The sequence below is a fragment of the Streptomyces sp. NPDC006339 genome (genome assembly GCF_040612775.1).
Lineage (GTDB): Bacteria > Actinomycetota > Actinomycetes > Streptomycetales > Streptomycetaceae > Streptomyces.
The window spans coordinates 101,145-121,485 of record NZ_JBEXQW010000026.1 but is presented as its reverse complement, the minus strand read 5'-3'; the positions used below and the strand labels follow the sequence as shown (position 1 = coordinate 121,485).

Here is a 20,341-nt window from a genome sequence, read left to right as displayed (position 1 = left end):
CACCAACAAGTCGCCCCGACCGGTGTGTGAAGGCCCGGCCGGGGCGCGCCCACCCCTGAGCACACAGGAGCAAGCGTGACCGACTTTACTGGCGGACCCCCCGCTACGCCGAGGGCCATACCCTTCCCTCTCAGCCGCACCGTTACGTTCCGTGGCAAGCCCTTCCACTTCAGCGCCGAGCAGGTCAACCGACTCTTCTGGAAGAAGATCGACCAGAACAAGCGCGGATGCTGGGAGTGGACCGGCCGGAAGCTGCCGAACGGCTACGGCAACCTCCGCTTCAGTGGCCGCGACTGGTACACCCACCGCGTCTCGTACGAGCTGCACTACGGTCCCATCCCGCAGGGTCTCCACCTGGACCACCTCTGCCGCAACCGCGCCTGCTGCAATCCCGCACACCTCGACGCCGTGAGCTGCAGGACGAACGTTCGCCGCTCGCCCGTCGCCCTCGCGGCCATCAACGCCCGCAAGACCCACTGCGACCGCGGCCACGAGCTCACCAGCTCCAACCTCATCCCCCGCGCAGAGGGCAAGAGGGAGTGCCGTACCTGCACCCGCTGGCGCGAGCGCGTCATCGCGGCCAAGGCTGCGGGCCGTACTCCCGAGCCGGAGCCCAGGCAGCAGCGCGATCACGAGGAGGCGATGAAGTGAGCCGACGCACCCACCTCACCCAGCAGGACGAAGCCCTCCGCCAGTCCCGCCTGGACGACCACGCCCGCGCCGTCATCCACTCCATCGCCCAGGAACTCAACGACATCAAGCCCTGGCAGGGCCTCGCCGCCCAGATCTGGGCCGACGAGCCGTTCGCCGTCGCCGCCCGCCTCTACGGCCGCGGCCTGTACGGCGAGCAGGTCGCCACCGCTGCCCAGGCCCTCATGCCCAACGTCGACTGGCAGGTCACCCGCGGCGAGTACGCCCAGATCCTGTTCCGCGCCGCCGGAAAGGCCACCGCCTGATGCGCACCCGCACCATCGTCCAGACCCACAAGATCCCCCACACCATCGATGGCAAGACCGTCATGGTCGACGAGCCCCACCACGTCCAGATCCCCGTCCCCCCGCGCGACTGGGACAATCTCGTCCGCACCGCCGTCACCGCAGCCGCCGCCGGCATCGGGCTCGCCTCGATCGCCTGGTCCACCGCCAGCATCGGCGCCCTCCTCGACATCGTCGTCATCACCCCCGCCGCCTACGCCGCAGCCGGAGTCTTCGACCTCGTCTGGATCTCGTGCATGGCCCTGGAGTGGCTCGCCCGCTACGACCCCGCCCGCGCCGCCCTCCCGCGGCGCGCCGGATGGATCGCCCTCACCCTCGCCATGACCGCCGTCGGCGTCCACGGGTACGTCGAGGGACAGCTCGTCATCGGCGTCGTCGGCGCCACCGTCTCCGGCCTCGCGAAGGGCCTGTGGACCATCGTTCTCGCCCATCACGCCATCCCGCTCGACCCGCTGACCCAGCAGTGGGTGGACGCCCAGCGAGCCGAGGTCGGCGGACAGATGGCCATGGTCCCCATCCGCCGTGAGCTCACCCGTGCCCGCGGCCTCGTCGCCGCCGAGGAGGCCGCCCTCCGGACGTCTCCGGACACGGCTCCGGATACTCCGGAGAACGAGGCGGAGACTCCGGAAGCTACCCCGGAGCTCCCCGCCTCCGGGCCCGTGACCATGGCGGAAGCCGTCCGGACAGCCCTCTCCTGCGGCATCACCGACCAGGACGCCGTCGTCCGCTACGTCCGCAAGGTCGTCGACGCCAACGCCAAGGAGGAGTCCGTCGCCCGGACCCTCCGGAGCCTCCGGAGGACCGCATGATGGGCCAGCAGCCGTACGACTGGCAGGCCGCAGGGGACTGGGAGCAGACCCCCGCATCCAGCGAGCCGCGCTGGTGGTCCATCCGCAAGGACTCCGCCCCGGCCACACCGGCCGAGCCGGAGCCGGCGCAGCCCGGCGTCCAGGTCACCATCCAGCCCACCGCCCCGCCCGCCCCCACCAGCGACCGAAAGGCCCGCATCCGCTGGTGGGTCCTTCGGCGCGGCACCGCCGGCGCCCTCGGCTACTACCTCACCGGCCTCGGCCCCGTCACCCAGCACCAGCTCACCGACGCCGGGCCCGGCGCCGTCGGGTTCGCCCTCCTGCTGTGGCTCGTCACCTGGTACGGCGCCACCAAGGCCCTCCTGCTCGTCCCGCGCGCCGCCGTCGAAGAGGTCCACCTGGCTGCCGACTGGGCCGCACACATCCCCTCTGCGACCGTCCTTGTCGCGCTCGCCCTCCACGCCCCGGGAGCAGCCCTGTGATCACCCTCGCCGCGTCTGGCGGCCCCTTCGGCCCCCTCGGCACCGGCGGCATCGCCCTCGCCGTCGCCATCGTCTTGGTCCTCGGCGTCCGCGGGAACGGTCGGGTCAAGCTGACTTCCTCCCCGGCCGCGTATGTCGGGTTCATCGCCGCCACCGCGGCGGCCGGAGCCGGGAAGATGTGGGCCAAGCCCGAGCAAGTCGTCGGGCAGGGCCTCCAAGGGGTCGGCGTCGGGCAGGGCGCCGACGGCCCGTTCGGCGACGTCGGCCTCGGCGCGGTCGCAGCCATCATCCTGATCATCTTCCTGTTCGCCGCCCTCACCCCCGTCTTCGGCGCCACGCTCGGCGTCATCGCCGGATTCGTCTGGCCTGCCGCCGGCACCGGCTCCATCTGGGCCATCCCCAGCGACGTGATCGCCGGAATCCTCGCCTCGTTCGGGAGCTGACCATGCGCATCTGGATCGCTATCTGGGACGGCTCCACCCTCATCTGCCGCCGCATCGCCACCTGGATCCGCGGGGGACCGCTGCCCCGCAGCGTCGCCCTCCTGCTTGCCGCCGGGTTCACCAAGGGCCTGCCGTGGACCACCGCCATCGTCGGCTCCGCAGCCGGCGGCTGGTTCGCCGGTGCCATCGTCCTCGGGCTCCGCCACCCCTCGATCAAGCCGGGGGAGCAACCGCCAGCCGATGAGGAGACGGCCGGGACCCGGACCGGGCCGACCGTCGACGAACTCGCCCACGCCCTGCACGAGATCGGCACACCGCACGCCCACGTGGCCGCCCTCGCCGACCACCTCGGCATCACCGCGGACGCCACCCGCGCCGCCCTCACCGAGGCCGGGATCCCGACCGAGCCGTGTCGCATGAAGGGCCGCGGCTCCTCCACGGGCGTGAAGGCCGAGCACTTCCCGCCCCTCCCCTCCCCTGCTTCCGACCCGCCTGTTGGCGTTGTTGCCGCAGGTCAGAACGACAACAACAACACGAGCCGCCGGTTCGACTGGGGCGCGGTCCTCTTCCGGCCCGGTGACAAGCAGCACGCGGAGGAGGTGGCCTGATGGAGTACTGCGAGACGTGTGCGTGGTGGACCAAGCCCCGCTGCGGCCACTGAACTGTCAGCGCTTGGGCGTACCGTGAAGGCATCAACATCCGTCCGCTGAGGCCGCTACAGCCTCGGCCCCCGGGACGGAGGACCCAGCCCCGCCGGAACAGCGCCCGGCGGGGCTTCCTTTTGCACCTAGTTGCAAAACCGGGGATCGTGCCCCATCATGGTCGGCAGATCCGGCGTGCCCGGAAACAGGACGGCTGACCGGATGTCACGGTTCAGACACCCCGCCGCCACACCCCCACCACAGCAGGAACAATCCCCTCCACCTACGACAGGGGGATTACCCATGCGCACCCGCACCACCATCGTCGCCACCCTGGTAGTTGCGGCCCTGGGCCTCACAGCCTGCGGCCCCGACTCCGGCGTCACCACCACCCCAGACAAGAAGACCGCCGCCCCCACGAGCGCGCCGGCCGCCAAGCCCAGCAGCGTAGCCCCCAAGAAGGACGCCGGCATCGGCGACACCCTCACGCTCAAGGGCAACAGCGAAGGGGAGCAGCTCGCCGTCACGCTCAAGAAGTGGGCCGACCCCGCCAAGTCCAAGGACGAGTTCATGAGTCCGCAGGACGGCATGCGCTGGGTCGCTGCCCAGTTCGAGCTCGTCAACACCGGCAGCAAGATCTACGACGACAGCCCGGGCAATGGAGCCCAGGTCGCCGACGCCGAGGGACAGCGGTTCATGTCCACTTTCGGAGACATCACCGCCGGCCCATCGATGGCCTCTGCCGTGAAGCTCCCGAAGGGTGAGAAGGCCCTCGGGTGGATCGTCTTCGAGGTACCGAAGGCGTCGAAGATCGCCAGCGTGCAGTTCACGATGAACTCCGGGTTCTCGAACAACACCGGGCAGTGGTCCGTGAAGTAGCCCCCACCCATCAGACTGGCCCGTCCGCTCATCCCCCGTAGCGGACGGGCCTTCTTAGACCCCGCCGTCCGGCGATGGGGCGTAGAGAGCCTCCAGGGGACCACGGGCCCCTGCGACGTCAGCGACCGGACGGCGGCCCAACTTCCGGAGGTGCCCATGCCCTTCCCCGTCGGCACCCCCACCATCACCCTCACCGGCACCCTCCCCAACGCCGTCGGTGGCGGCCCGGTCACCGGCCGGTTCGTCGCCACCCCGTCGTCGTACCTCGTCGACACCAGCCGCAAGGCCATCTATGCAGGCGGCGGCACCACCCAGTTCACCAACGGCACCTTCTCCGTCGAGCTGCTCCCCAACGACGCGGCGGGGATCGGCCCGGCCGGCTGGCGCTGGTTTTTCAGCATCGAGCCCGACAACGCCCCGCGGATCCAGTTCTGGGCCTACGTCACCGGATCCGGCACGGTCGACATCTCCAGCCTGATTCCCGTCCCCGCCCCGGACGGCGGGACCGCAGGCAGCGGCGCGGTGTCCTCCGTGAACGGGAAGACGGGCGTGGTCGTCCTGACGTACGCGGACGTGGACGCCGAGCCTGAGGGAACGGTCGCCACCCACGCAGCCGCACCCGACCCGCACGGCGACCGCACCTGGGCCACCGGCCAGTTCGCCGCCAAGACGTCCAACCTGTCCGACCTCGCCAACGCCGCGACCGCCCGCACGAACCTCGGCCTCGGCACCTCCGCCACCCGGAACGTCGGCACCACCGCTGGCACCGTCGCCGCCGGCGACGACCCGCGCTTCGGCTCCGGCGGAACAAGCATCCGTACGGCGAAGGCACGGATCACCGACGGCGCCGTCACCGACCTCGCCTCGGCACCAACGTGGACCATCGTCACCTCCTCGGTCGGCACTCCGCTTCAGTGCTCCATTGCCGCAGTGGCCGGAGACCGCATCCGCGTCTATCTCGGCATGATGTACAACGGCGGCCACTTCCTGGACCTTGCGCTGCTCTCCAGCGCGGGCGCCATCGCCCTCTACGACGCCTCGGGAACGTCCAGCGCCCTCGCCGAAGGCGCGCCGTGGCTCTACCCCAGCACTGCGTTCTCCAAGGCCGCCACGGCAACCATGTTCACCGTCGCCTCCGGCCACCTCAACGCTGGCCTGGCCACTGTTGCCCTCGTCCACCAGGGCACCAGCGCCGGACGCGTGTACGCCAACACCACGTACCCCTGGGTGATGCTCCTGGAGAACATCGGCCCCCAGCCCGCGTAGGAGGTGCCCGGTGACGAACCAGTACGCCGACGACGACCACAACCCGCGCGTCACCGAAGACGAGCGCGCCGAGATCCGGCGCCTCCACGCCGAAGGCCACGGCCGCAACGAGATCGCCCGCCGCATCAACCGCGGCGGCCGCGTCGTCTCCGAGGTCGCCCAGGAGCTGGGCCTGTCCTTCGACCGCACCGCGACCGCCATCGCCACCGAAGCCAAGGTCATCGACGCCCGCGCCCGCCGCGCCAACATCGTCGCCCAGCTCTACGACGTCATCGAGGCCGACCTCACCTACCTGAAGAAGCCCGACGCCTACGGCCTCGTCGAGGTGTCCGCCGGCCAGGCCGTGCACTTCGCCGCCGAACGCCTTCCCGCTCAGGACCGGCGCGCCCTGATCAGCGGCATCAGCACCGCGATCACCGCTGCGTCCCGCCTCGAAGCCCTCGAAGGCGACCCTGGCGTCGCAGGCGCCACGTCGCTGCTGATGAACCTGTCCGATGCCTTCCGTCAGGCGGCCGGCCCCGTGGAGGACGACACCGGGGAGGGTTGATGCTCGACTCCCTGCCGCTCTCCGCGAAGCAGATCCGGAGCATCGCCCACGCGACCGCCCGCATCAACCTGTGGCACGGCGCGATCCGGTCCGGGAAGACGATCGCGAGTCTGATCGCCTTCCTGATTGCGGTCGCAAGCGCCCCGTCGTCCGGGCTGATCGTGATCGTTGGCAGGTCGCTCCAGACGATTGAGCGCAACGTCCTCGACCCCCTTCAGGACGAGAAGCTGTTCGGCCCCGTGGCCCGTCTGGTGCAGCACACCCGTGGCGCCACCACGGCCGTCGTCCTCGGCCGCACCATCCACCTGATCGGCGCGGCCGACTCCCGCGCCGAGGGCAGGCTCCGTGGCCTCACAGCGTGCCTCGCCTACGTCGACGAGGCCACCCTCGTGCCGCGCGGGTTCTGGAACCAGCTCCTCGGCCGTCTGTCGGTGGACGATGCACGCCTGTTCGCGACCACCAACCCGGACAACCCAGGCCACTGGCTCCGGAAGGAGTTCATCAACCGGGCCGGCGCCCTCGACCTGAGGCACTGGCAGTTCACCCTCGACGACAACCCGTCCCTTCCTGCCGCGTACGTCGCCTCCCTGAAGGCTGAGTATGTCGGCCTCTGGTACCGGCGGTTCATCCTTGGGCACTGGGTCCAGAGCGAGGGCGCGATCTACGAGATGTTCGACGCCGAGCGGCACGTCGTCCGGGAGCTCCCGCACATCGAACGCTGGCTGTGCGACGCGATCGACTACGGCACCGTCAACCCCTTTGCGGACCTGCTGATCGGCCTCGGCCGCGACAACCAGGGCCGCGCCGGGCTGTACGTGGTCTCGGAGTACCGACACGACTCCCGGGCCACCCGCCGGCAGCTCACCGACGCCGAGTACTCCGCCGCCCGCCGCCGCTGGCTCGCCTCCGTCCCCCAACCGCAGGCGGGGAACGTGCTCGGCGTCCGCCCGGAGTGGACCGTCGTCGACCCGTCCGCCGCGAGCTTCATCGAGCAGCTCCACCGCGACGGCGTCAGCGGCGTCACCCCCGCTGACAATACGGTCCTCGACGGCATCCGCGGCGTCGCGAACCTCCTCGCCTCCGACCGGCTGTTCATCCACGCCTCCGCGACCGGCCTCATCGACGAACTCCCGGGCTACTCCTGGGACGACGAGGCGGCGGAGAGGGGCGAGGACAAGCCGATCAAGATCGATGACCACTCCTGCGACGCCCTGCGGTACGGGGTGCGCACGACCGAGGCCCTGTGGCGGCCACACATCCCGACCCTGGAGGTGGCTGCCTGATGGCTGCGCAGGTGAACATGCCCGTCTACATGCGCCTCGGTGGGAGCGCCGAGGTGGAGATCGGCTGCATCGAGATCCCCGTCAACGGCGACGGCACAATCGCCTTCGACCGGTCCGCCTTCGCTGCGCTGCTCCGCGCCGCTGCCGACGCCTTCGACGCCCCAGAGCAGGAGGACACCTGATGCCCCTGCCCTCCGGCAACGAACAGTGGCCGCCGGCTGCGCTCGACCCGGTCCGCGACAAGCTGACCGTATGGGACGCCTGGTACTGCGGCGACCCGAACGCCCTCTCCGCGGTCTACGGCGGCGGCACCGACCCGGGTGGCACCGGGTTCTTCTCATCGGAGCGTGGCGGCTGGCGCGGCGCCGTCGGCCGCGCGGTCGAGCGGTGGTTCTGGGGCCAGCCCACCCCCTCCGGCGAGAAGCGCTCGAAGCTGCACGTGCCGATCGCCTCCGACATCGCGGTCACCTCGGCATCGCTCCTGTTCTCGGAGCCGCCGACCGTCACCGCAGGCGACACAACCACCACCGCCCGGCTGAAGGAGATCGTCGACGACGGCCTGCACGGCACCCTCCTGGAGGCCGCAGAACTCGCGGCCGCGCTCGGCGGCGTGTACCTGCGGGTCGTCTGGGACCGCGAGACGTACCCGGCGCCGTGGCTCGACGCCCACCCGGCCACGCACGCCGTGCCCGAATGGCAGTGGGGCAGGCTAAGCGCCGTCACGTTCTGGCGGATCCTGGAGGCCGACGGCGACCGCGTCCTGCGCCACCTGGAGAAGCACGAACCCGGCTACATCCTCCACGGCCTCTACCAGGGCACACGCGACCAGCTCGGCGTCCGTGTCCCGCTGACCGATCACCCCGCCACCGCAGGCATCGCCCGTGCCCTCGGCCCGTCCGGCGACGCCATCCCGACCGGCATCACCAAGCTCACCGCCGTCTACGTGCCCAACATGAGGCCCAACCGGTTGTGGCGCGGCAACCCCGCCGCGACGCACCTCGGCCGCCCGGACATCGCCGGAACGGAACCCCTGCTCGACGCGCTCGACGAGGTGTACTCCTCGTGGATGCGGGACATCGAGCTCGGCAAGGGCCGGATCATCGTCCCTGGCGCCTACCTGGAGTCCAACGGGCCCGGCAAGGGCGCCACCTGGGACCCCGACCGGCGGGTCTACTCTCCGCTGAACCTGCTGCCCCGCGCCGGCGACGGCGCCACGATCGAGGCAGTGCAGTTTGATATTCGGGTCACCGAGCACCGCGACACCGCGCAGGATCTCCTGGAGCAGATCCTCCGCTCGGCCGGCTACTCCGCCCAGACCTTCGGCGAGCAGGGCGACGCCGCGGTCACCGCGACGGAGGTCGTGTCACGGAACCGGATGTCGTTCACGACCCGCAACCGGAAGATCGTGTACTGGCGGCCCGCGCTCGTCGAGGCCGTGGAGACGCTCCTTGCCATCGACAAGGCCGTATACAGCACAGGCGTGACGGTGGGCCCGCCGACGATCGAGTTCGGCGACTCCATCAGCGAGGACCCCAAGACCCTCGCCGAGACGGCCGAGTTCCTGAACCGCGCCGAGGCCGCGTCCCGCGACACCCTCGTACGGATGCTGCACCCGGACTGGGAGGACGCAGACGTCGAAGCAGAGGTCGACCGGATCCTCGAAGAGACCGGCCGGCTGGTCGCCGACCCGACACTGACCGGAGCGGAGGGCCCGAGCGATGCCGGTTTCCCCAGCGATGGCGGAGGATCTCGCCCATGAGGTAGGCGCCCTGTACCGGGACGCCGAGACGGCCCTCCTGGAGCTGCTCGCGGCCGCCCTGGAGGCAGACATCGACAGCCCCAGGTGGGCCGAGCTCAAACTCGCGTCGATCGGCAACCTCCGGGCCGCCGTCGAGCAGGTCGCGGACGCCCTCCAGACCGACACCACCGGCACCGTACGCCACGCCCTGGTGACCGCCTACAACCGCGGCCGCCAGGCCGCCGTAGCCGAGCTGGGGGCGCTGGACATCGGCCGGGAACTCGTCGCCCGCAACACCCTGCCCGGGGCGCCCGCGGTCGACCGGCTCGCCGCCTCGATGGCGCACGACACCCGGCCTATGTACGCCCGGATCACCCGCGCTGTGGTCGACATCTACCGGCGGATCGTCGGCCGGGCCTCCGGCACCCAGCTCCTGACCGGCATGACCCGCCGGCAGGCCAGCCAGCGGGCGTTGGACCAGTTCGCGCAGCAGGGCGTCACCGGCTTCGTCGACTCGGCAGGCCGCCGGTGGGACATGGCCAGCTACGCAGAGATGGCCGTGCGCAGCGTGACGGCACGTGCAGCCATCGAGGGACACATCGACGCCCTCGCCGAGATCCGCGTCGGCCTTGTCATCGTCTCCGACGCACCGCTGGAATGCCCCCTGTGCCGCCCCTGGGAGGGCGAGGTGCTCGCCCTCGGCAGCACATCAGGCCCGCACACGGTGCGCGAGCCGCACGCGGACGGCCGCAGGACGGTCGCGGTGCACGTGGCCGGGTCCCTGGCGGAAGCCAGAGGATCGGGGCTCTTCCACCCGAACTGCAGGCACTCCCTGGGCGCCTTCCTACCTGGGGTGACCACCCGGCCGCCGCACCACGCGACACCAGGCACGTCGTACGAGGACACGCAGCGGCAGCGGGAAATCGAGCGGCACATTCGCCGTTGGAAGCGTGTTCAGGCGGCCGCCATGGACGAGCAGGCCCGGCGTCGTGCCGGGGCCTTCGTCCGGAAGTGGCAGGCCGAGATGCGCAGTCACGTGGCCGCGCACCCCGACCTGCGAAGAAAGCCCGCGCGGGAGCAGATCAGCTCCGCCCGCTAGAGGCCGACGGCCCGACCCGATCCGACGGCTCGGTCCTGCGAGACCAGGGCGTACGCCTCGGCAGTCGCAGCAGGGCGGCGGGGTCTTCGTACTCGGCCGCCAACTTCTTGATCTGTTCCAGGAGGGCCGTACGGGCCTCGCCCCGGAGCTGCTGTTCAGCGTTCGAAATAGCCATGAGCGCAACTTAGTTCACAGCCCGCCTGGTGCGGGCCGATTCGCCCCAGGAGGGCATCCCATGCATGCTCGCTCCCTCACCCGCGCCCACACGCCCGGCTGGGCCCACCCCTACGGCCGCGCCCCTTTCTCCCCGGTCTTCTATGCCGACGGAGGGGACGGCGCCGCCTCCGGATCCGATCCGGCACCCACCGCCCCGGCCGCCGCTGAACAGGGCGGACAGCCGTCCGGACCGTCCGGAGACCCGTCCGGACAGCAGCCGCGGATGTACGACGCCGCGTACGTCGACGGCCTCCGCAAGGAAGCCGCCCAGTGGCGCACCAAGCTCCGCGAGTCCGAGCAAGCCCAGGAAGCCCGCTTCACCAGCCTCATGGACCAGCTCAAGGCCGCCGGCATCCAGCTCGGCGACAAGCCCGACGCCGAGCAGCTCCAGGCCAGCCTCACTGCCGCGCAGTCCGAGCGCCGTGACGCGCTCCTGCGCGCCGCCCTCTACGAGACCGCGTCCGAGCACGGCGCCAACCCCGGCGCGCTCCGCGACTCCGTGTCCTTCCTCGACTCGATCAAGGACATCGACCCCACCGACTCCGCAGCCCTGGTGGCCGCGGCCAAGGCGGCCCTCGCCGCCAACCCTTCCCTCTCCGCAGCCCCGGCCGGCCCGGCGCGCGGTGGCGCTGACCTCTCTGGTGGAGGCGGCAACGACCCTCGGCAACTCACCGAGGACGACCTCTCTCGCATGACGCCCGAGCAGATCGTGGAGGCCCAGGACAAGGGCCTGCTCCGCAACCTCCTCGGCGGCTGACACCACATAAGGAGGGCCCACCGTGGCCATCACCCGCTTCCGCCCGGAGATCTGGTCCGCCAGGCTCCTCGTCGCCCTGCGCAAGTCCCTCATCTACGCCGGCCCCGGCATCGTCAACCGCGACTACGAGGGCGAGATCCGCGAGGCCGGCGACATCGTCCGCATCACCTCGATCAGCCGGCCGACGATCGGTACCTACGTGCCGAACTCGACCACGATCACGCCTGAGGAGCTGACCGACGCGCAGCGCACCCTGGTCGTCGACCAGTGCAAGTACTTCGCGTTCAAGGTCGACGACGTCGACGCCCGCCAGGCCAAGGGCGACGTCATGCCCCAGGCGCTCAGCGAGGCCGCGTACGCGCTCGCCGACGTGGTCGACCAGTACGTCGCCAGCCTCTACACCCAGGCCCAGGCGGCGAACCAGCTCGGCACCGTCGCCGTCCCCACCGGCACGCCCACCGCGTTCTACGACAGCATCCTCGTCCCGCTGAAGGTCAAGCTCGACGAGGCCAACGTCCCCGCCACCGGCCGCTACTGCGTCATCCCGCCGTGGCTCCACGGCCGCGCCCTGCGCGACGACCGGTTCATCCGCGTCGACGCCTCCGGCACCAGCGAGGGCCTGCGCAACGGCCTGGTCGGCCGCGCCGCCGGCTTCGACATCCTCGTGTCGAACAACGCCCCGAACCCGACCGGCGACGACTATGTCGTGCAGGCCGGCACGAACGCCGCAGTGTCCTTCGCCGAGCAGATCAACAAGACCGAGGCGTACCGCCCCGAGTCGTCGTTCTCCGACGCCATCAAGGGCCTCGCGCTGTACGGCGCCAAGGTCATCCGCCCCGACGCCATCGCCACCGCGCTGGCCTCCCAGACCTGATCGGAGCTGACCCATGCCTCGCACTGCTGTCGCCTACAGCGCCCTCGTCCCCAACTCCAGCCTGGCCGATCCGGCCGGCACCGCGGTGTCCTCGGGCGCCGGGAACGGTGGCCAGGTCTCGGCCGCGCGCCCGGAGCTCACGATGCTCCGCCTGTCCAACGCCTCGGGCGGGTCCGGCACGGCGACGGTGCTCGCCGGGGCCCTGCCGCTGGCCGCCGCGGCCGGTCAGGGCAACCTCGCCGTGACGGTCGCGAACGGCGCCACCCAGTGGATCGGGCCGTTCGAGTCGGGCCGTTTCCTCCAGTCCGACGGCTCGCTGATCGTTGAGACCTCGGTCGCGATGACCATGACCGCCTTCCGCGTCCCGAGGAACACCTGACATGGCCGAGACGATCTACCTCCTCGGGGAAGGGGGCGGGGTCCACGCGATGGATCTGCCGCTGCCCGAGCCGATCGCGGACCGGCTCACCAAGGGCCTGCTCCGCCGCGTCAACGAGGACGGCACCCCGTACGTCGAGCAGGCAGACGACAGCGTGCCCGCCACGCCCACCGAGGCGCCCGCTAAGAACGCTCCGAAGGCGGAGTGGGTCGGCTGGGCCGTCGCCCAGGGCGCCGACCCCGAGGACGCCGAGGGCATGACCAAGGCGGACCTCGTCGAGCTGTACGGAGGCGACGATGGCTCTGACGAGTGATCTCGGGATCTCCGTCTCGGCGACGCTGACGAAGACGGCGGACCTGTCGACGCCTTCCGATCCGCTGTCGTGGCGGCGCGGGGTGCACCTGGAGTCCGGCACGACCGCCGGAAAGGCCGACCTCCGCTTCGCCGACACGCGCACGCTCGCGGCGTCGGCGACGGAGGATCTCGACCTGGCCGGCGTCCTCACCGACGTCTACGGGCAAGCAATCACCTTCGCCCGGATCAAGGGAATCTTCGTCTCCGCTGCGTCGACGAACACGAACAACGTCGTCATCGGCGCGGCCACCAGCAACGCCTGGGCCACGCTGTTTAACGCGACGGGCACGATCACGCTCCGGCCCGGCGACACCTTCGCCGCCATCTCCGGAGCTGCGCAGGCGACCGCCTGGGCCGTCACGGCTGGCACGGGGGACTTGCTGAAGGTCGCCAACTCGGGTGCCGGCAGCTCGGTCTCGTACGACATCGTCATCGTCGGCGCGTCCGCCTGAGGGAGGTGGTGGCTGTGGCGCGTGTCTACGCCACCAGCTCGCAGTACACCGAGTACACCGGGGAGGCGGCGCCGACCGACATCGACGTCCGCCTCCGCCGAGCCTCGAAGTTCCTCGACGCGCAGGTGTTCCGGCTGTGCCGGTATGACGTCGACGACGACGGCCTGCCCACCAACAGCCTAGTGGCCGCCGCCTTCGCCGAGGCGACGTGCGCACAGGTCGAGTGGGGTGTCGAGGTCGGCGACGTCACCGGCGCGGCCGGGGTCGGCTGGGGCAGTGTGGAGATCGGGACGGCCAAGCTGTCCCGGTCGGTCACCGCGACCAGCGGCGACGAAGCGCCAGGTCGGCAGATCGCCCCGGCCGTGTGGGACGCGGTCCGCTCGTCGGACCTCACGCCGGACATCCTCTGGGTCGGGGCGGTGACGACATGCTGACGCCCCTGCCGGCCTTCATGCTCGGCCATGAGGTGGTGGTGGAGCCGTACGCGGGCGCGAGCGCGTACGGCCCCAGCTACGGCACGGCGACAACGGTGCGGTGCTTTCTGGACCAGCAGACCCGCGTCGTACGGGACCCCACGGGCCAGGAGGTCACCTCCAGCAGCACGTTCTACGCCCGGCCGGGCCTGGTCTGCCCGGCCGAGTCGCGGGTGACACTGCCGGACGGCCGGGTGACTCGGGTGATCGCCCGCCTGGAACGCTCGGGCGGCGGCATGCCGACCCCGGACCACGTGGAGGTGCATCTGCTGTGAGCCCCCAGTACACCCGCTTCACCCCCGGCAACGCCCGCCGCCAGTGGACCGCCCGCGGCCGCCGGCTTGCCGCCCAAGGTCTTCAGCGTGGCCTGGAGCATGTCCTGAACGAGTCCCGCAAGCTCGTCCCACTCGAAGAGGGGACCCTGGAGCGCTCCGGCCGTGTCGTGCGTGACGGCCTCAACGGCGCCGTCACGTACGACACGGTCTACGCCCGCCGCCAGCACGAAGAATTGAGCTGGAAGCACCTGCCGGGCAGGAGCGCGAAGTACCTGGAGATCCCGATGAACCGGGAACGGGACGTTGTGCTGCGAATGATGCAGGTCGACCTCCGGAGGTGGTTCCGTGGCCGCTGAGCCCGAACTCCTCGACGGCCTCGCCCGCTACCTCGAAGAGCGCGGCCTCGTCACCTACGACGAGAGCGGAGTCACCGGGGACTGCTTCATCGAGACCATGCCCTCCGGCCCTGACGAGGCCGTCGCCCTGTCGATCTACGACGACCGGACCGAGTCCGACTCGCTGCTGCCGTACGACGAGCCGCGCGTGCAGGTCCGGGTGCGCGGCACCACCGACCCGCGGGTCTCCCGTCGCCGGTGCGCCGCGATCCGCTCCCACCTGCACGGCTTGGGCCCCGTCGTCCTGCCGGATGGCACCAACCTGATCCTGTCGGTCGCCATCCAGGCCGCCCCTGGATCGCTCGGCGTCGACGCTAGCGGCCGGCACGAGCACGTCGTGAACTTCCGGATGGAGATCCGGCAACCGACCATGCACCGCCCCTGACACACCCCACCAGCACTGCCCGCGCCCCTCCGGCGGCGGGTTCTTCGTCATGCCCTGGAGGAGACATGGCAGCGCAGAAGTACTCCGCTCGCGACTGCGAGTTCGAGATCGAGGACTACAACACGCCCGGAACCTGGGTGGCTTTCCGCACCGCCCAGGGCGGCACGGGCGAGGGCGGCATCAACACCTTCAGCCTCGAACCGGAATACGAGACGACCGACACCACCACCTTCGGCTCCGAGGGCCGTGCGGAGCACCAGGTCATGCAGGAAGGCATGGCGCTGACCCTGGAGGGTTTCCGCCTCAAGGACCCGTCTACCGGGGCCCTGGATCCCGCACAGGCGCTCGCCGAGGCGCAGTCGTCCCGGCTGGGCGCCAACTCGCACACCGGCTTCCGGTACGCCGCTCCCGGCGACACCAACTGGACCGTATGGGCCAAGGCGTCGTTCCAGCTCGGCACGCAGGGCGGCGGCAACAACGACCCCAAGTCCTGGGCCGTCACCGTGACCCGCTCCGGCCCGACCACCACGGCGGTCAAGGCATGACCGCGCGCAAGAACGAGTCCTGGGACGCCTTCTGGACCGAGGTCACCGGCACGGGCACCGAGGTCATCCGCGGTGTCACGGTCCGCGTCCCCACGGACATCCCGCTCGTCATGGAGCAGCGCCTCAAGGCCATCGAGGACGACGCGTCCGACGAGGCGGTCCACGAGATGGTCGCCCTGCTCTTCGGTGACGGCGTGCTCGACCAGTGGATCGCCGCGGGCATGGGCCTCATGGAGCTGAAGACGGCGCTCGCGTGGGGCTCCGCCCACGCCGCCGGCTCCCCGGTGTCCTTCCGGGAGGCGTACGACGCGGTCGTGGCCGCGGAGGCCGCTGAGGGAAAAGCCCCGAACCGGGCCCAGCGCCGAGCCGCCTCGAAGTCGCCATCCGCAAGTACTGGTGGGCGATCGAAGCCGACTTCCAGCGCGAATACCGGCTCGGCCCGCACGAGATCGCGCGCCTGACCCGCCGCCGCTTCTACGCCCTCGTGAGCGGCCTGTCGGCGAAGTCGGCGTTCCTGCGGGTGGCCGGTGACGAGATCGCGATCATCGACGACCCCGACCAGATCCGCTTCGCGCTGCACGGCGCCTGACCCACGAGAGGAGACGCCATGGCCCTCAACGTGGGCGAACTCGTCGCCCTGATCCGTGCGGACGACCACGGACTCCGACACGGCATCTCCGAAGCTGACCTGCGCTTGGCCGGCTTCCAGCGCGACGTCAACGGGCGCCTCCGGACCTTGAACGGGCGCTTCGTCGATGAGACTCGCGTGATGGCCCAGCTCGTCGCTGACGGCCTGGCCAACGGCTCCAACGCGGGGCTGCGCCGCCTCATCCTGAACGTCCGGTCCCGTATGCGCAACCTCCGCAGCGAGCTGCGCAGCGACACGGGCAGCATCGGCAACGATGCCGGCAGCGGGTTCGCGATGCGGATGCTGTCGCGGATCGGGTCCGCGATCCGGGCGGGCATCGGGACGGCTGTGGAGACGGGCATGTCCGGGCTCCAGCGGGTCACGCAGTCGGTGTCCTCAAACCCGTACGTCGGGGCGATAGGGGCGGCCATCGTCGCGGGCATCATCGCGACGGTCGGCCCGCTGCTGGTGACGGCCCTCGGCGGTCTGGTGATCTCGGTCGCTGGTATCGGAGTAGTCGGCCTGGGCGCGGCGCTCCTGAAGGACGAGCCGGAGGTCAAGAAGGCCGCTTCCTCCCTGGCGGAGACCGCCAAGCGCGTGTTCCGTGAGGCCGCCTGGCCGATGAAGTCGCCGATGCTGCGCGCCCTGGAAGACGTGAAGGCCGCCGTCGTCGACCTCGGGCCGTCCCTGCAGCAGATGTTCGCGGCCGCTGCGCCGCTGGTGAAGCCGCTGACCGACGGCCTGACCAAGCTGGTCCAGAACCTCCTGCCCGGCATCACGTCGGCGCTCAAGAGCAGTGAGCCCGTTTTCGAGGGCCTGCGGGACATGCTCGGCCACATCGGGTCGGGCCTCGGCAGGATGTTCGAGATCATCGGGAAGCAGCCGAAGAACTTGGGCGATGCCCTGCGGGATCTCGGCAAGCTGATCGAGTGGACGCTGGTCGGCCTCGGCTACTTCATCCACGGAACGGCGGAGCTGTACGGCACCATCCGCGGCTTCGTACAGAAGATCGTCGGCGCATTTCAGTGGCTCTACGACGTCCTCGTTGGCCACAGCATCGTCCCTGACCTGGTCAACGCCATCGTCCGCTGGTTCGCGTCCCTGCCCGGGAAGTCGGCCCGCGCGCTCGCCGGGCTCCCCGCAGCGGTCACCGGCATGGCGACCTCGGCCGCCAGCCGGATGCTGGGCGCGGTCCGCCGCGGCCTGGACATGGCGGTCGGAGCGATCCGTGGCCTCCCCGGACGGGCGCGCGGTGCGCTCGGCGGACTGGCGGGCACGCTCTACGGCGCCGGCCAATCCCTGCTGCGCGGCTTCATCTCCGGTATCCAGTCCATGATCGGGTCACTGCGGTCCACCCTCGGCGGCATCACCAGCATGATCCCCGACCTGAAGGGACCGCCGGAGAAGGACGCGAAGCTGCTCACCCCGGCCGGCCGGTCGGTGATCGCGGGCTTCCAGCGCGGTATCGCCGCCCAGGTGCCGGCGCTTCAGCGGCAGCTCGCCGGGATCACCACGGCCCTGCCGGGGATGGCGGTGGGCCCGATGGCCACCGCCGGTGGGCCGCATGGCGGCGGTGGGGCGCCGCAGCCGGTCGTCATCGAGCTCCGGGGCCCGGGCCTGAAGGACGTCATCACCGACATCGTCCAGGTCTCCGGCCGGGGCAACGTGCAAGTGGCCTTCGGCCAGAGGTAGGAGGTAGCTGTGCCGGTTCCCGACGCCCGCGTCGAGCTCCAGATCGCCGGAGCCTGGACCGACGTGACCGACTACGTCGTCCAGGCCACCGGGGTCCAGTTGTCCTGCGGCCGCTACGACGAGGGCCGAACCGTGGACCCGGGATCCGGGGCGCTTACTCTCCTCAGCCCAGCCGGGCGGTTCTCGAATCGCAACCCGTACTCGCCCTACTTTGGGCTGCTGCCCCGCAACACACCCATCCGCATCAGCACCACCGCCGGTGAGACGGTCCTCGAAACCACGACCGCAACCCCCGGCGGCCGCATTGCCACACCGGACCACGCCTCCCTCGACATCACCGGCGACATCGACATCCGCGTGGACGTCGAGCCTGAAACGTGGACCGCGGCCAACTTCGGCCTAGAGCTCATCGGCAAGCACGCAGCGGCTGGCCAGCGGTCGTGGCGCCTCTCGATCGGCTCGGGAGGGCAGCCGCGGCTGACGTGGTCGGCCGACGGCACCAACATCGTCGAATGGCTCGGCACCGTCTCGGTGCCCTTCGGCCCTCACCAGCGCGGGGCCGTCCGCGCCACCCTGGACGTCAACAACGGCCTCGGCGGCTACACCGTCACCTACTACACCGCCCCGACGATCGCCGGGCCCTGGACACACCTGGACCAGCTCGTCACCACCGGCGGCACCACCAGCATCTTCAACTCCACCGCCCCGATGGAGATCGGCGACATCCAAGGCGTGAACCTCACCGCCACCAGCCGCCGCTTCCACGCCGCAGAGGTCCGCAACGGCATAGGCGGCACCGTAGTGGCCAGCCCGGCCTTCAGCGGGCAGACGCCCGGGGCCACCAGCTTCGTCGACAGCGCCGGACGCACCTGGACCACTGCCGCCGGCGCCACCATCACCGACCGTCGCACGCGCGTCGTGCACTCCGTCCCTACCTGGCCGGCGCGCTGGCACGTCTCCGGTCACGATCAGCGGGCCCCGATTCAGACGGCGGGGATCCTGCGCCGTCTTGGGCAGGGAAAGAAGCCCCTGGACTCGACGCTACGCCGGCGTATCCCCTCGTACAGCCCCCTGGCCTACTGGCCGTGCGAGGACGGCGCCACCGCCACGCAGGCGTACTCCCCGATCGCCCGCGTCAGTCCCCTCCGCGTCACCGGCTTCACCTTCGACCAGGACGACAGTCTCGCGGGCTCGGCCGCTCTCCCTGCGGTCGACGCCGGCGCGACGATCCGGGGCACGGTGCCCGGGCCGACCTCGTCGACCACCGCCTGGGCCGTCACCATGGTTTACAACACCGATACGGCCCCAGCCTCGGAGCAGGAGTGGTTGTCGTGGCGGTCGACGGGCTCGGTACGCCGCTGGCGGATCACGCAGGGGCCCTCCTCATCGCACCTGTACGGCTACGACGCGACAGGCGGGCTACTCGTGGACTCCGGTCTCGGCACCGGATCGAACCTCTACGGCTCCTGGCAGCGCTTGTCGTTCTCCGCCACCCAGGATGGCAGCAACGTCGACTGGGAGATCCGGTGGACAGGTGTCAGCGGCTCGTCTGGCGCGATCAGTGGCACTTACGCCGGGACGGTCGGGACGGTGTCCCAGATCGACACGCAGATCGGCACGGTCACCGGGCTCCGCCTCGGCCACATCGCCGTTTTCACGTCCCTGGCGACTGCGATCACCGCCTACGACTTCGCCGACCACGGCTACAACGGCGAGCGGGCGCGGGACCGGCTGACGCGTCTGGCCACAGAGGAGTCCGAAACGGTGTCGGTGACGATCGCCGACAGGGACGCCACCCGGGACACGGAGAAGCTCGGGCCGCAGCGGCCTGGCGTGCTGCTGGATCTGCTGCAGGACGCGGCGGACGTGGACGGGGGGATCCTCTACGAGGACCCGGAGCGGTCGGCCTTGGTGTACCGGACACGGACGTCGATGGAGAACCAGGTCCCCAAGCTGGTCCTCGACTACGGCGCCTTGGCGCCGCCGTTCGAGCCGACCGAGTCCGACCTGAACTTGCGCAACATCGTCGAGGTCACCCGGGACGGCGGCTCCTCCGGCATCGCGGTCGTCGACGAGGGACCCCTGACGGCGGACGAGATCGGCGTCTACGACGAGTCGGTCACCTTGCCGCTGTACAACGACGAGCAGGCCCCCATCCACGCTGGATGGCGCCTGCACCTGGCGTCGTGGGACGAGGCCCGCTACCCGACCGTCCACATCATGCTCCACAAGAGCCCCGAGCTCATCCCCCAGGTGGCCGCTCTCCAGGTTGGCGACCGCATCCAGATCACGGGCACGCCCGCGTGGATGCCGCCGGGCCCGGTCGACCTGATCGTGCAGCGCATCGACGACGACATCCGCACCCACACGTGGGACGTCACTCTCACCTGTTCGCCTGCGGGTCCGTGGACGGTCGGCGTCGTTGACGATCCGGAGCTCGGCCGCGCGGACACCGACGGCTGCACGCTGGCCGTCGGCGTGGACGCGGACGACACCTCCTGGTCGGTGACGTCGGCCGGCGCCCGCTGGATCAACTCGGCCGCCTACCCAACGGAGTTCCCCTTCGACTGGACGGTCGGCGGCGAGGTCGTCACCGTCACCGCGATCACGGGTACGACCAGCTCCCAGACCGCCACCGTCATCCGGGCGGTCAACGGCGTCGTCAAGGCGCACACCGCTGGCGCCCCGATCCAGCTCGCCCAACCTGCCCATCTCGCCCTGTAGGAGGCCGCCT

The 20,341-nt window shown here is 70.7% G+C and carries 27 protein-coding genes; 26 read left to right on the top strand and 1 reads right to left on the bottom strand.

Annotated features, from left to right (window positions below; genetic code table 11):
- The first annotated feature begins 75 nt into the window (after positions 1-75).
- From ABZ135_RS22150 to ABZ135_RS22090, 13 genes are all read left to right on the top strand, one after another.
- Positions 76-651 carry an HNH endonuclease signature motif containing protein gene (locus ABZ135_RS22150; protein WP_356697936.1) on the top strand — a complete coding sequence of 192 codons (576 nt, stop codon included), beginning with the start codon at positions 76-78 and terminating at the stop codon, positions 649-651.
- Positions 648-956, top strand: a complete 309-nt coding sequence (locus tag ABZ135_RS22145) for a hypothetical protein (protein ID WP_356697935.1) — start codon at positions 648-650, stop codon at positions 954-956. The genes ABZ135_RS22150 and ABZ135_RS22145 overlap by 4 nt, the downstream gene beginning before the upstream one ends.
- The gene (locus ABZ135_RS22140) at positions 956-1,804 is read left to right on the top strand and encodes a protein transporter Sec31 (RefSeq protein WP_356697934.1); all 849 of its coding nucleotides are present in this window, start codon (positions 956-958) and stop codon (positions 1,802-1,804) included. The genes ABZ135_RS22145 and ABZ135_RS22140 overlap by 1 nt, the downstream gene beginning before the upstream one ends.
- Entirely contained in the window at positions 1,801-2,286 is a 486-nt protein-coding gene (locus ABZ135_RS22135; RefSeq protein ID WP_356697933.1) for a hypothetical protein, read from the top strand. Before ABZ135_RS22140 ends, ABZ135_RS22135 begins: the two co-directional genes overlap by 4 nt.
- Positions 2,283-2,729: a hypothetical protein gene (locus ABZ135_RS22130; protein ID WP_356697932.1), complete on the top strand. Its 447-nt coding sequence runs from the start codon at positions 2,283-2,285 to the stop codon at positions 2,727-2,729. The genes ABZ135_RS22135 and ABZ135_RS22130 overlap by 4 nt, the downstream gene beginning before the upstream one ends.
- 2 nt (positions 2,730-2,731) lie before the next feature.
- Positions 2,732-3,337: a hypothetical protein gene (locus tag ABZ135_RS22125; protein WP_356697931.1), complete on the top strand. Its 606-nt coding sequence runs from the start codon at positions 2,732-2,734 to the stop codon at positions 3,335-3,337.
- A 336-nt stretch (positions 3,338-3,673) separates the two neighbouring features.
- Positions 3,674-4,249, top strand: a complete 576-nt coding sequence (locus tag ABZ135_RS22120; protein ID WP_356697930.1) for a DUF4352 domain-containing protein — start codon at positions 3,674-3,676, stop codon at positions 4,247-4,249.
- A 156-nt stretch (positions 4,250-4,405) separates the two neighbouring features.
- Complete coding sequence (locus tag ABZ135_RS22115; protein WP_356697929.1) at positions 4,406-5,515, top strand: hypothetical protein; 1,110 nt, start codon at positions 4,406-4,408, stop codon at positions 5,513-5,515.
- Between the two features lie 10 nt (positions 5,516-5,525).
- Complete coding sequence (locus ABZ135_RS22110) at positions 5,526-6,062, top strand: helix-turn-helix domain-containing protein (protein ID WP_356697928.1); 537 nt, start codon at positions 5,526-5,528, stop codon at positions 6,060-6,062.
- The gene (locus ABZ135_RS22105; protein ID WP_356697927.1) at positions 6,062-7,345 is read left to right on the top strand and encodes a PBSX family phage terminase large subunit; all 1,284 of its coding nucleotides are present in this window, start codon (positions 6,062-6,064) and stop codon (positions 7,343-7,345) included. The genes ABZ135_RS22110 and ABZ135_RS22105 overlap by 1 nt, the downstream gene beginning before the upstream one ends.
- Positions 7,345-7,527, top strand: coding sequence for a hypothetical protein (locus ABZ135_RS22100; protein WP_356697926.1), 183 nt, complete (start codon positions 7,345-7,347; stop codon positions 7,525-7,527). Before ABZ135_RS22105 ends, ABZ135_RS22100 begins: the two co-directional genes overlap by 1 nt.
- On the top strand, positions 7,527-9,104 hold the full coding sequence (locus ABZ135_RS22095) for a phage portal protein (protein WP_356697925.1): 1,578 nt from the start codon (positions 7,527-7,529) through the stop codon (positions 9,102-9,104). The genes ABZ135_RS22100 and ABZ135_RS22095 overlap by 1 nt, the downstream gene beginning before the upstream one ends.
- Positions 9,064-10,182 carry a phage minor capsid protein gene (locus ABZ135_RS22090; protein WP_356697924.1) on the top strand — a complete coding sequence of 373 codons (1,119 nt, stop codon included), beginning with the start codon at positions 9,064-9,066 and terminating at the stop codon, positions 10,180-10,182. The genes ABZ135_RS22095 and ABZ135_RS22090 overlap by 41 nt, the downstream gene beginning before the upstream one ends.
- Here ABZ135_RS22090 and ABZ135_RS22085 read toward each other — a convergent pair.
- Positions 10,166-10,357, bottom strand: a complete 192-nt coding sequence (locus ABZ135_RS22085) for a hypothetical protein (RefSeq protein ID WP_356697923.1) — start codon at positions 10,355-10,357, stop codon at positions 10,166-10,168. The two genes, ABZ135_RS22090 and ABZ135_RS22085, sit on opposite strands and share 17 nt — an antisense overlap.
- Before the next feature lie 60 nt (positions 10,358-10,417).
- Here ABZ135_RS22085 and ABZ135_RS22080 point away from each other — a divergent pair, with 60 nt between their 5' ends.
- The 13 genes from ABZ135_RS22080 to ABZ135_RS22020 all read left to right on the top strand — a co-directional run bounded on the left by ABZ135_RS22080 (position 10,418) and on the right by ABZ135_RS22020 (position 20,331).
- Positions 10,418-11,155: a hypothetical protein gene (locus ABZ135_RS22080; RefSeq protein ID WP_356697922.1), complete on the top strand. Its 738-nt coding sequence runs from the start codon at positions 10,418-10,420 to the stop codon at positions 11,153-11,155.
- A 22-nt stretch (positions 11,156-11,177) separates the two neighbouring features.
- Positions 11,178-12,029 (top strand): P22 coat protein - protein 5 domain protein, encoded by an 852-nt coding sequence (locus ABZ135_RS22075; RefSeq protein ID WP_356697921.1) that lies wholly within the window; start codon positions 11,178-11,180, stop codon positions 12,027-12,029.
- A 13-nt stretch (positions 12,030-12,042) separates the two neighbouring features.
- Entirely contained in the window at positions 12,043-12,408 is a 366-nt protein-coding gene (locus ABZ135_RS22070; protein ID WP_356697920.1) for a hypothetical protein, read from the top strand.
- Between the two features lies 1 nt (position 12,409).
- A complete protein-coding gene (locus ABZ135_RS22065) occupies positions 12,410-12,721 on the top strand; it encodes a hypothetical protein (RefSeq protein WP_356697919.1) in 312 nt (103 codons plus the stop codon).
- Positions 12,705-13,214, top strand: a complete 510-nt coding sequence (locus ABZ135_RS22060) for a hypothetical protein (protein WP_356697918.1) — start codon at positions 12,705-12,707, stop codon at positions 13,212-13,214. The genes ABZ135_RS22065 and ABZ135_RS22060 overlap by 17 nt, the downstream gene beginning before the upstream one ends.
- Positions 13,215-13,228: 14 nt before the next feature.
- Positions 13,229-13,648, top strand: coding sequence for a hypothetical protein (locus tag ABZ135_RS22055; protein ID WP_356697917.1), 420 nt, complete (start codon positions 13,229-13,231; stop codon positions 13,646-13,648).
- On the top strand, positions 13,642-13,962 hold the full coding sequence (locus tag ABZ135_RS22050) for a hypothetical protein (protein WP_356697916.1): 321 nt from the start codon (positions 13,642-13,644) through the stop codon (positions 13,960-13,962). The genes ABZ135_RS22055 and ABZ135_RS22050 overlap by 7 nt, the downstream gene beginning before the upstream one ends.
- Entirely contained in the window at positions 13,959-14,318 is a 360-nt protein-coding gene (locus ABZ135_RS22045; protein WP_356697915.1) for a minor capsid protein, read from the top strand. Before ABZ135_RS22050 ends, ABZ135_RS22045 begins: the two co-directional genes overlap by 4 nt.
- Complete coding sequence (locus ABZ135_RS22040) at positions 14,308-14,742, top strand: minor capsid protein (RefSeq protein WP_356697914.1); 435 nt, start codon at positions 14,308-14,310, stop codon at positions 14,740-14,742. The genes ABZ135_RS22045 and ABZ135_RS22040 overlap by 11 nt, the downstream gene beginning before the upstream one ends.
- 65 nt (positions 14,743-14,807) lie before the next feature.
- A complete protein-coding gene (locus ABZ135_RS22035) occupies positions 14,808-15,287 on the top strand; it encodes a hypothetical protein (RefSeq protein WP_356697913.1) in 480 nt (159 codons plus the stop codon).
- Positions 15,284-15,748 (top strand): hypothetical protein, encoded by a 465-nt coding sequence (locus ABZ135_RS22030; protein ID WP_356697912.1) that lies wholly within the window; start codon positions 15,284-15,286, stop codon positions 15,746-15,748. Before ABZ135_RS22035 ends, ABZ135_RS22030 begins: the two co-directional genes overlap by 4 nt.
- Before the next feature lie 146 nt (positions 15,749-15,894).
- The gene (locus tag ABZ135_RS22025) at positions 15,895-17,607 is read left to right on the top strand and encodes a hypothetical protein (RefSeq protein ID WP_356697911.1); all 1,713 of its coding nucleotides are present in this window, start codon (positions 15,895-15,897) and stop codon (positions 17,605-17,607) included.
- Between the two features lie 9 nt (positions 17,608-17,616).
- Positions 17,617-20,331: a hypothetical protein gene (locus ABZ135_RS22020; RefSeq protein ID WP_356697910.1), complete on the top strand. Its 2,715-nt coding sequence runs from the start codon at positions 17,617-17,619 to the stop codon at positions 20,329-20,331.
- The last annotated feature ends 10 nt before the right edge of the window (positions 20,332-20,341 follow it).